Origin of the sequence: Bacillus sp. SIMBA_005 (assembly GCF_046535585.1) — a bacterium.
GTDB classification, from domain to species: domain Bacteria; phylum Bacillota; class Bacilli; order Bacillales; family Bacillaceae; genus Bacillus; species Bacillus pumilus.
In genome coordinates this window covers 17,520-26,990 of the sequence record NZ_JAWRWI010000012.1, presented here as the reverse complement: position 1 = coordinate 26,990, position 9,471 = coordinate 17,520, and the positions used below count along the sequence as shown (strand labels likewise).

General features: G+C 42.0%; 20 protein-coding genes. All 20 read left to right on the top strand.

What is annotated here, in order from left to right:
- Positions 1–10: 10 nt before the first annotated feature.
- Genes rplD through secY form a run of 20 tightly spaced genes read left to right on the top strand, consistent with a single transcriptional unit; the run spans position 11 to position 9,460 of the window.
- Complete coding sequence (gene rplD / locus SB660_RS17400) at positions 11–634, top strand: 50S ribosomal protein L4 (protein WP_003217216.1); 624 nt, start codon at positions 11–13, stop codon at positions 632–634.
- Positions 634–921, top strand: a complete 288-nt coding sequence (gene rplW / locus SB660_RS17395; RefSeq protein ID WP_003217016.1) for a 50S ribosomal protein L23 — start codon at positions 634–636, stop codon at positions 919–921. Before rplD ends, rplW begins: the two co-directional genes overlap by 1 nt.
- Positions 922–949: 28 nt before the next feature.
- A complete protein-coding gene (rplB, locus tag SB660_RS17390) occupies positions 950–1,783 on the top strand; it encodes a 50S ribosomal protein L2 (protein ID WP_003217065.1) in 834 nt (277 codons plus the stop codon).
- A gap of 57 nt (positions 1,784–1,840) precedes the next feature.
- Positions 1,841–2,119: a 30S ribosomal protein S19 gene (gene rpsS, locus SB660_RS17385; RefSeq protein WP_003216920.1), complete on the top strand. Its 279-nt coding sequence runs from the start codon at positions 1,841–1,843 to the stop codon at positions 2,117–2,119.
- A 17-nt stretch (positions 2,120–2,136) separates the two neighbouring features.
- Positions 2,137–2,478, top strand: coding sequence for a 50S ribosomal protein L22 (rplV, locus tag SB660_RS17380; protein ID WP_058015806.1), 342 nt, complete (start codon positions 2,137–2,139; stop codon positions 2,476–2,478).
- Positions 2,479–2,481: 3 nt separating this feature from the next.
- The gene (gene rpsC / locus SB660_RS17375) at positions 2,482–3,138 is read left to right on the top strand and encodes a 30S ribosomal protein S3 (RefSeq protein WP_003217241.1); all 657 of its coding nucleotides are present in this window, start codon (positions 2,482–2,484) and stop codon (positions 3,136–3,138) included.
- 1 nt (position 3,139) lies between these two features.
- A complete protein-coding gene (gene rplP, locus SB660_RS17370; RefSeq protein ID WP_003156478.1) occupies positions 3,140–3,574 on the top strand; it encodes a 50S ribosomal protein L16 in 435 nt (144 codons plus the stop codon).
- Entirely contained in the window at positions 3,564–3,764 is a 201-nt protein-coding gene (rpmC, locus tag SB660_RS17365; RefSeq protein ID WP_003217155.1) for a 50S ribosomal protein L29, read from the top strand. The genes rplP and rpmC overlap by 11 nt, the downstream gene beginning before the upstream one ends.
- A 25-nt stretch (positions 3,765–3,789) precedes the next feature.
- On the top strand, positions 3,790–4,053 hold the full coding sequence (gene rpsQ, locus SB660_RS17360; protein ID WP_012008705.1) for a 30S ribosomal protein S17: 264 nt from the start codon (positions 3,790–3,792) through the stop codon (positions 4,051–4,053).
- Between the two features lie 39 nt (positions 4,054–4,092).
- A complete protein-coding gene (gene rplN, locus SB660_RS17355; RefSeq protein WP_003216882.1) occupies positions 4,093–4,461 on the top strand; it encodes a 50S ribosomal protein L14 in 369 nt (122 codons plus the stop codon).
- Positions 4,462–4,496: 35 nt separating this feature from the next.
- The gene (rplX, locus tag SB660_RS17350; protein ID WP_003217151.1) at positions 4,497–4,808 is read left to right on the top strand and encodes a 50S ribosomal protein L24; all 312 of its coding nucleotides are present in this window, start codon (positions 4,497–4,499) and stop codon (positions 4,806–4,808) included.
- 25 nt (positions 4,809–4,833) lie between these two features.
- Complete coding sequence (gene rplE / locus SB660_RS17345; protein WP_003217159.1) at positions 4,834–5,373, top strand: 50S ribosomal protein L5; 540 nt, start codon at positions 4,834–4,836, stop codon at positions 5,371–5,373.
- Positions 5,374–5,395: 22 nt separating this feature from the next.
- A complete protein-coding gene (gene rpsN / locus SB660_RS17340) occupies positions 5,396–5,581 on the top strand; it encodes a 30S ribosomal protein S14 (RefSeq protein WP_008356542.1) in 186 nt (61 codons plus the stop codon).
- A gap of 31 nt (positions 5,582–5,612) precedes the next feature.
- Positions 5,613–6,011, top strand: a complete 399-nt coding sequence (gene rpsH, locus SB660_RS17335) for a 30S ribosomal protein S8 (RefSeq protein WP_003217040.1) — start codon at positions 5,613–5,615, stop codon at positions 6,009–6,011.
- 31 nt (positions 6,012–6,042) lie between these two features.
- The gene (rplF, locus tag SB660_RS17330; RefSeq protein WP_058015807.1) at positions 6,043–6,579 is read left to right on the top strand and encodes a 50S ribosomal protein L6; all 537 of its coding nucleotides are present in this window, start codon (positions 6,043–6,045) and stop codon (positions 6,577–6,579) included.
- A gap of 32 nt (positions 6,580–6,611) precedes the next feature.
- Complete coding sequence (gene rplR, locus SB660_RS17325; protein ID WP_003216951.1) at positions 6,612–6,974, top strand: 50S ribosomal protein L18; 363 nt, start codon at positions 6,612–6,614, stop codon at positions 6,972–6,974.
- Between the two features lie 24 nt (positions 6,975–6,998).
- Positions 6,999–7,499, top strand: a complete 501-nt coding sequence (gene rpsE / locus SB660_RS17320; protein WP_003217179.1) for a 30S ribosomal protein S5 — start codon at positions 6,999–7,001, stop codon at positions 7,497–7,499.
- A gap of 13 nt (positions 7,500–7,512) precedes the next feature.
- Positions 7,513–7,695 carry a 50S ribosomal protein L30 gene (gene rpmD / locus SB660_RS17315; protein WP_003217067.1) on the top strand — a complete coding sequence of 61 codons (183 nt, stop codon included), beginning with the start codon at positions 7,513–7,515 and terminating at the stop codon, positions 7,693–7,695.
- Between the two features lie 30 nt (positions 7,696–7,725).
- Positions 7,726–8,166, top strand: coding sequence for a 50S ribosomal protein L15 (gene rplO, locus SB660_RS17310; protein ID WP_012008709.1), 441 nt, complete (start codon positions 7,726–7,728; stop codon positions 8,164–8,166).
- 1 nt (position 8,167) lies between these two features.
- Complete coding sequence (secY, locus tag SB660_RS17305) at positions 8,168–9,460, top strand: preprotein translocase subunit SecY (protein ID WP_012008710.1); 1,293 nt, start codon at positions 8,168–8,170, stop codon at positions 9,458–9,460.
- Positions 9,461–9,471: the final 11 nt, after the last annotated feature.

The window sequence follows — 9,471 nt, the reverse complement described above, 5'->3', positions numbered from 1 at the left end:
GAAACAAGTCATGCCAAAAGTAGCATTATTTAACCAAAACGGTTCTACTAACGGTGAAATCGAATTAAACGCTTCTGTGTTTGGAATTGAGCCAAACGAAAGCGTAGTATTCGATGCTATTCTTATGCAAAGAGCTTCCTTACGTCAAGGAACTCACAAAGTAAAAACTCGTTCTGAAGTACGTGGCGGAGGTCGTAAGCCTTGGAGACAGAAGGGTACTGGTCGTGCTCGTCAAGGTTCTATCCGTTCACCACAATGGCGCGGAGGCGGTATCGTATTCGGTCCAACACCACGCAGCTATTCTTATAAATTACCTAAAAAAGTTCGCCGCTTGGCTATCAAGTCAGTATTGTCTTCTAAAGTAATCGACAACAACATCATCGTTCTTGAAGATCTGACTCTTGATGCAGTGAAAACGAAAGAATTCGCAGGCATCCTTAAAGGATTATCTGTCGAGAAGAAAGCGTTGATCGTCACTGCGGATGCAAACGAAACAGTTGCTTTATCTGCTCGTAACATCCCTGGAGTAACAGTTGTTGAAGCTAACGGTATCAACGTTCTTGACGTTGTCAACCACGAGAAACTTCTGATCACTAAAGCAGCGGTTGAAAAAGTAGAGGAGGGACTTGCATAATGAAAGATCCTCGTGATGTTCTAAAGCGCCCTATCATTACTGAACGTTCTGCTGATCTAATGACAGAGAAGAAGTACACGTTCGAAGTTGATGTCAGAGCTAACAAAACAGAAGTGAAAGATGCTGTTGAAGAAATCTTTGGAGTGAAAGTTGAGAAAGTCAACGTTCAAAACTACAAAGGAAAATCTAAACGCGTTGGACGCTACACTGGTATGACTAGCCGTCGCAGAAAAGCGATCGTGAAATTAACTGCTGACAGCAAAGAAATCGAAATTTTTGAAGCGTAAATCTTAAAAAGAAGGAGGGAAATTCAAAATGGCGATTAAAAAGTATAAACCAACCAGTAATGGTCGTCGTGGCATGACTACTTCAGATTTTGCTGAAATCACGACTGACAAACCAGAAAAATCGTTGCTTGCGCCGCTTCACAGAAAAGGCGGACGTAACAACCAAGGTAGAATGACTGTTCGTCATCAAGGTGGCGGTCATAAACGTCAATACCGTATCATCGACTTTAAGCGTGATAAAGACGGTATACCTGGACGCGTTGCTACAATCGAGTATGATCCAAACCGTTCAGCGAACATCGCTCTTGTAAACTATGCAGATGGTGAGAAACGTTACATTCTTGCTCCGAAAGGAATCCAAGTTGGTACTGAAGTTACTTCTGGACCAGAATCTGACATCAAGCCAGGTAACGCTCTTCCACTTATCAACATCCCAGTTGGTACAGTTGTGCATAACATTGAATTAAAACCAGGTAAAGGTGGACAATTAGTTCGTTCTGCTGGTACTTCTGCTCAAGTTCTTGGTAAAGAAGGTAAATACGTTCTTGTACGTTTGAACTCAGGAGAAGTTCGTATGATTCTTTCTGCTTGCCGTGCGACTATCGGTCAAGTTGGAAACGAGCAACACGAATTAATTAACATCGGTAAAGCTGGACGTTCACGCTGGAAAGGCGTACGCCCAACAGTTCGTGGTTCTGTAATGAACCCTAACGATCACCCACACGGTGGTGGTGAAGGACGCGCTCCAATCGGACGTAAATCACCAATGTCTCCATGGGGTAAACCGACTCTTGGATTCAAGACTCGTAAGAAAACCAACAAGTCTGATAAATTCATTGTACGTCGTCGTAAAAACAAGTAACGGGGTTGTCTACGGTTCATTTAGGACCGTAGTTCAATCACGAAGGGAGGTTCCACAATGGCTCGCAGCTTAAAAAAAGGACCATTTGTTGATGATCATTTGATGGCTAAAGTCGAGAAATTGAATGAAACTGACAAAAAGCAAGTCGTAAAAACTTGGTCTCGTCGTTCTACAATTTTCCCACAATTCATCGGTCACACAATCGCTGTCTATGATGGACGCAAACATGTACCTGTTTTCATTTCTGAAGATATGGTAGGTCACAAATTGGGCGAATTCGCACCAAGCCGTACTTACAAAGGTCATGCTAGTGACGATAAAAAAACAAGACGCTAATGAGAGGAGGCTTTTAAATGCAAGCTAAAGCTGTCGCAAGAACAGTCCGTATTGCTCCTCGTAAAGCACGTCTAGTAATGGACCTGATCCGAGGTAAGCAAGTAGGAGAAGCAGTTTCTATCTTAAACCTTACACCTAAGGCTGCTTCACCAATTATTGAAAAAGTATTAAAATCTGCTATCGCAAACGCTGAGCACAACTACGAGTTGGACGCTAACAGCCTAGTGATTTCACAAGCATTCGTTGACGAAGGTCCAACACTTAAGAGATTCCGTCCACGTGCTATGGGTCGTGCGAGCGCAATTAACAAACGTACTAGCCACATTACAATCGTTGTATCAGAAAAGAAGGAGGGATAATCCGTGGGTCAAAAGGTAAATCCAGTAGGTCTTCGTATTGGCGTCATTCGTGATTGGGAATCTAAATGGTTCGCAGGAAAAGATTACGCTGACTTCTTACATGAAGACTTGAAAATCCGTGAATTCATCAGCAAGCGTTTGTCTGACGCGTCTGTTTCTAAAGTAGAAATCGAACGTGCTGCAAACCGCGTAAATATCACAATCCACACGGCTAAACCAGGTATGGTAATTGGTAAAGGCGGATCTGAAGTTGAAGCACTTCGTAAAGCTCTTAACAGCCTAACTGGCAAACGTGTACACATCAACATCCTTGAAATCAAAAGAGCAGATCTTGATGCTCAGCTAGTTGCTGAAAACATCGCTCGTCAACTTGAAAATCGTATTTCATTCCGTCGTGCACAAAAACAAACAATCCAACGCACAATGCGTGCTGGAGCACAAGGAATCAAAACAATGGTTTCTGGTCGTCTTGGCGGTGCAGATATTGCTCGTTCTGAATATTACAGTGAAGGTACTGTTCCGTTGCACACACTTCGTGCTGACATCGACTATGCTACTGCTGAAGCTGACACTACTTATGGTAAGCTTGGCGTAAAAGTATGGATCTATCGTGGAGAAGTCCTTCCAACTAAGAAGAATACTGCGGAAGGAGGAAAATAATATGTTATTGCCAAAACGCGTGAAGTATCGCAGAGAACATCGTGGAAAAATGCGTGGTCGTGCAAAAGGTGGTACTGAAGTACATTTCGGTGAGTACGGTATCCAAGCTCTAGAAGCTTCTTGGATCACAAACCGTCAAATCGAAGCTGCTCGTATTGCTATGACTCGTTACATGAAACGTGGCGGTAAAGTTTGGATTAAAATTTTCCCTTCTAAGCCATACACAGCAAAACCTCTAGAAGTCCGCATGGGTTCCGGTAAAGGTGCTCCAGAAGGATGGGTAGCTGTAGTAAAACCGGGCAAAGTTTTATTTGAAATTTCTGGTGTGTCTGAAGAAGTTGCTCGTGAAGCTCTTCGTCTTGCATCTCACAAATTGCCAATTAAAACGAAGTTCGTAAAACGTGAAGAAATTGGTGGTGAATCAAATGAAAGCTAATGAAATTCGTGACCTTACCACTGCTGAAATTGAACAAAAAGTAAAGTCTCTTAAAGAAGAACTTTTCAATCTTCGTTTCCAATTAGCGACTGGGCAGCTTGAAAACACTGCTCGCATTCGTGAAGTGCGTAAATCAATCGCACGCATGAAAACTGTGATTCGTCAAAGAGAAATCGCTGCTAATAAATAATAATTAGAGGGGAGGCCCCGCAAACATGAGCGAACGTAACCAACGTAAAGTGTATCAAGGTCGTGTTGTTTCTGACAAAATGGATAAAACCATCACTGTTGTAGTTGAAACATACAAAAAGCATTCACTTTATGGCAAACGTGTAAGATACTCTAAAAAGTTAAAAGCACATGATGAAAACAACCAAGCAAAAATCGGAGACATCGTAAAGGTGATGGAAACTCGTCCTTTATCTGCGACTAAACGCTTTCGTCTAGTTGAAGTTGTCGAAGAAGCCGTTATTATCTAATAAAGTTCGGATTTCTTTTTCCGAAAGGAGGTAACATTAATGATTCAACAGGAGACTCGTTTAAAAGTAGCTGACAACTCTGGCGCACGCGAAGTACTAACGATTAAAGTTCTTGGTGGCTCTGGACGTAAGACGGCTAACATCGGTGATGTCATTGTTTGTACGGTTAAACAAGCAACACCAGGAGGCGTTGTCAAAAAAGGTGAAGTTGTGAAAGCAGTTATCGTTCGTACAAAGAGCGGAGCTCGCAGAAACGATGGATCTTACATCAGCTTTGATGAAAATGCATGTGTCATTATCCGTGACGACAAGAGCCCACGTGGAACTCGTATCTTCGGACCAGTAGCACGTGAACTTCGTGAAAACAACTATATGAAAATTGTTTCTCTAGCACCAGAAGTACTTTAATGAATACAATCCGCGACTCAAGGAGGTGCGATTAAATGCATGTTAAAAAGGGCGATAAAGTAGTGGTTATCTCTGGTAAAGATAAAGGTAAACAAGGAGTCATCCTTGCTGCTTTCCCTAAGAATGACCGTGTTTTAGTAGAAGGTATTAACCTTGTGAAAAAACACTCTAAACCAACCCAAGCTAACCCTCAGGGCGGAATTTCTGAACAAGAAGCGCCGATCCACGTATCAAACGTTATGCCGCTTGATCCTAAAACGGGTGAAGTGACACGTGTTGGGTATAAAGTTGAGGACGGAAAGAAAGTCCGTGTAGCGAAAAAATCTGGGCAAGTTCTAGATAAATAGTAAATAAGGAAGGGAGGTCTTTCTCATGAACCGCCTTAAAGAAAAGTATGTAAAAGAAATTACACCTGCATTAGTTTCTAAGTTTGAATACAAATCAGTAATGCAAGTGCCAAAAATCGAAAAAATCGTGATCAACATGGGTGTTGGTGACGCCGTTCAAAACGCTAAAGCAATCGATACTGCTGTTGAAGAATTAACGTTTATCGCTGGTCAAAAACCTGTCGTTACTCGTGCGAAGAAGTCTATTGCTGGATTCCGTCTACGTGAAGGAATGCCAATCGGTGCGAAAGTAACACTTCGCGGAGAGCGCATGTACGATTTCCTTGATAAACTTATTTCTGTATCTTTACCACGTGTACGTGACTTCCGCGGGATTTCTAAGAAATCTTTCGACGGTCGTGGAAACTACACGCTTGGTATTAAAGAACAGTTAATCTTCCCAGAAATTGATTACGATAAAGTAACAAAAGTCCGCGGTATGGATATCGTTATCGTTACGACTGCCAATACGGACGAAGAAGCACGTGAGTTATTAACTCAAGTAGGTATGCCGTTCCAGAAATAATCAATGAAAGGGAGGCGAAATCGTGGCTAAAAAGTCTATGATTGCGAAACAACAACGCAAACAAAAGTTTAAAGTTCAAGAGTATACGCGCTGCGAACGTTGTGGACGTCCACATTCAGTAATTCGCAAGTTTAAACTTTGCCGTATTTGTTTCCGCGAACTTGCATATAAAGGACAAATTCCTGGCGTTAAAAAAGCCAGCTGGTAATCCCCATAAATGGGAAGGAGGTTATTAAATAATGGTTATGACAGATCCGATTGCAGATTTGCTGACTCGTATTCGCAATGCGAACATGGTACGTCATGAGAAGCTAGAAGTACCGGCTTCAAAAATCAAAAGAGAAATTGCTGAAATCTTAAAGCGTGAAGGTTTTATCCGTGACGTTGAATATGTTGAAGACAGCAAACAAGGAATTATCCGTATGTTCCTTAAATATGGCCAAAACAACGAACGTGTTATCACTGGTCTAAAAAGAATCAGTAAACCTGGTTTACGTGTATATGCGAAATCAAATGAAGTACCACGTGTACTTAACGGACTTGGAATCGCAATTATTTCTACATCACAAGGTGTTTTATCGGACAAAGAAGCCCGTGCTAAACAAGCTGGTGGAGAAGTACTTGCTTACGTATGGTAAAAAAAGTTTAAGATGAATGGAGGTGCTTGGTATGTCTCGTATAGGTAAAAAACTAATCGAGATCCCTTCAGGAGTTACTGTGACAAACAACGATAACACAGTGACAGTAAAGGGACCAAAAGGTGAACTAACTCGTACATTTCACCCTGATATGGAAATTAAAATTGAGGACAGCGTCTTAACTGTAAGCCGTCCGTCTGATCATAAAGAACACCGTGCTTTACATGGTACAACACGTAGCTTAATTGCAAACATGGTTGAAGGTGTATCTAAAGGTTTCGAAAGAGGTTTAGAACTTATCGGTGTCGGTTACCGTGCAGCTAAATCTGGAAACAAACTTGTTCTTAACGTTGGATACTCTCATCCAGTTGAAATCGTTCCTGAGGCTGGAGTTGAAGTCGAAGTTCCATCTCAAACGAAAGTAGTCGTTAAAGGTATCGATAAAGAGCGTGTGGGAGCTCTAGCTTCTAACATCCGCGCTGTCCGTTCTCCAGAGCCTTACAAAGGTAAAGGAATTCGTTACGAAGGTGAATTCGTTCGCCGTAAAGAAGGAAAAACTGGTAAGTAAGATCGCTTAATGTGAAGAAAGGAGTGACTCGGATGATTACGAAAACTAGCAAAAACGCTACTCGTCTTAAAAGACACGCTCGTGTTCGTGCGAAACTTTCAGGTACTGCTGAAAGACCTCGCCTTAACGTTTTCCGTTCTAACAAGAACATCTACGCTCAAGTAATTGATGATGTTAACGGTGTAACACTTGTAAGTGCTTCTACTCTTGATAAAGAGTTAAAGATCGAGAATAGTTCTGACGCTGCAGCTGCTACTAAAGTTGGCGAACTTGTTGCAAAACGTGCTGTTGAAAAAGGAATTTCTAACGTGGTATTTGACCGCGGAGGATACTTATATCATGGACGTGTAAAAGCTCTAGCTGAAGCTGCTCGTGAGGCTGGACTTAAATTTTAATAAAAGAAGGAGGGACACATCCGAATGAGTCGTATTGACCAAAGCAAATTAGAGTTAGAAGAACGCTTAGTTACGGTTAACCGCGTAGCGAAAGTTGTTAAAGGTGGACGTCGTTTCCGTTTTGCAGCTTTAGTTGTTGTCGGTGACAAAAACGGTCATGTAGGTTTCGGTACTGGTAAAGCACAAGAAGTACCAGAAGCGATCCGCAAAGCTGTTGAAGATGCGAAAAAGAATTTAATTGAAGTACCAATGGTTGGAACTACAATTCCACATGAAATCATCGGTCGATTCGGTGCAGGAAACGTTCTATTGAAGCCTGCTTCAGAAGGTACAGGAGTTATCGCTGGAGGCCCAGTGCGTGCGGTTCTTGAGCTTGCTGGTCTAGCTGATATCCTTTCTAAATCTCTAGGTTCTAATACACCGATCAACATGATCCGCGCAACACTTCAGGGTTTAAGTGAACTTAAACGTGCTGAAGACGTTGCGAAGCTTCGTGGAAAATCTGTAGAAGACCTGTTAGGATAAGGAGGGAACAATAATGGCAAATAAATTAGAAATTACCCTCAAACGCAGTGTAATCGGTCGCCCAGAAGATCAGCGTGTCACTGTTCGTACTCTTGGTCTAAAGAAAACAAACCAAACAGTCGTACATGAAGACAATGCAGCGATCCGCGGCATGATTAACAAGGTGTCTCATTTAGTTTCTGTTAAAGAACAATAAAACATTTTTAATCGATAAGGAGGTGCCCAAATGAAACTTCATGAATTGAAGCCTTCAGAAGGTTCACGTAAAGAACGCAACCGTGTTGGTCGTGGTATTGGATCAGGTAACGGTAAAACTTCTGGTAAAGGTCATAAAGGTCAAAACGCTCGTTCTGGCGGCGGTGTACGCCCTGGTTTCGAAGGTGGTCAGATGCCTTTATTCCAACGTCTTCCAAAACGTGGTTTTACAAACATCAACCGTAAAGATTACGCGGTAATCAACTTAGACAGATTAAACAGTTTTGACGAAGGAACGGAAGTAACTCCTGAACTTCTTCTAGAGACTGGTGCAATAAGCAAGTTAAAAGCAGGAGTAAAAATTCTTGGCAACGGTAAATTAGAAAAAAAATTAACTGTAAAAGCCAATAAATTCTCTGCTTCTGCTAAAGAAGCGATTGAAGCTGCTGGCGGTACAGCCGAGGTGATCTAACTTGTTTAAGACAATCTCCAATTTTATGCGCGTGAAAGATATACGGAATAAGATTATATTCACTCTTTTAATGTTAATCGTCTTTCGTATAGGTGCTTTCATCCCTGTGCCTAATGTGAACGCCGAAGTTCTCCAGGCACAGGATCAAATGAGTGTTTTCGGGATCCTCAACACGTTTGGGGGCGGGGCACTTTTCCAATTCTCCATTCTTGCAATGGGGATTATGCCGTATATCACTGCTTCGATCATCATTCAGCTCTTGCAGATGGATGTTGTTCCGAAGTTCACTGAGTGGTCAAAGCAAGGAGAGGTTGGCCGCCGAAAATTAGCACAATTCACAAGGTATTTTACAATTGTTCTAGGTTTTATCCAGGCGTTAGGAATGTCATATGGATTCAATAATATGGCAGGAGGCATGCTGATTGAAAACCCAGGTGTTTCAACGTACCTCTTAATTGCGGTCGTACTCACTGCGGGAACAGCATTTTTAATGTGGCTGGGAGAGCAGATTACTGCTCACGGCGTTGGTAACGGTATTTCGATTATTATCTTTGCCGGTATCATCGCAGGTATCCCTCAAACATTAAAACAAGTGTACGCTCAGCAGTTTGTAGGTGGAGATGGACAGCTGTTCATGCAAATCCTGAAAATTGCCCTTATTGTCATTGCTATCCTTGTCATTGTTATCGGTGTTATTTACATTCAAATGGCAGTGAGAAAGATTGCGATTCAATATTCAAAAGGAACTGGCCGTGCACAAATGTCTGCTAGTCAAGCAACGCACCTTCCATTGAAAGTGAATCCAGCAGGGGTGATTCCAGTCATCTTTGCCGTTTCATTCATTATTACTCCGCAGACGGTCGCATCGTTCTTCGGAACTAATAATGTGACAACTTGGATAACCAACAACTTTGACTATACTAAGCCAATCGGTATGACGATTTATGTAGCACTGATTGTTGCTTTCACATATTTTTATGCCTTTGTCCAAGTGAATCCTGAACAAATGGCTGAAAATCTGCAAAAGCAGGGTGGCTATATCCCGGGAGTTCGTCCAGGGAAAATGACTCAAGATAGAATTACGAGCATTTTGTACCGACTCACGTTTGTGGGCGCCATTTTCTTAGCCGTGATTTCAATACTTCCTATCTTTTTCATTCAATTCGCTGGATTACCTTCCGCTGCACAAATTGGCGGCACAAGTCTTCTCATTGTTGTAGGTGTTGCACTTGAAACAATGAAACAGCTTGAAAGCCAATTAGTGAAACGAAACTACCGTGGATTTATGAAATAAAACAGAGGGCT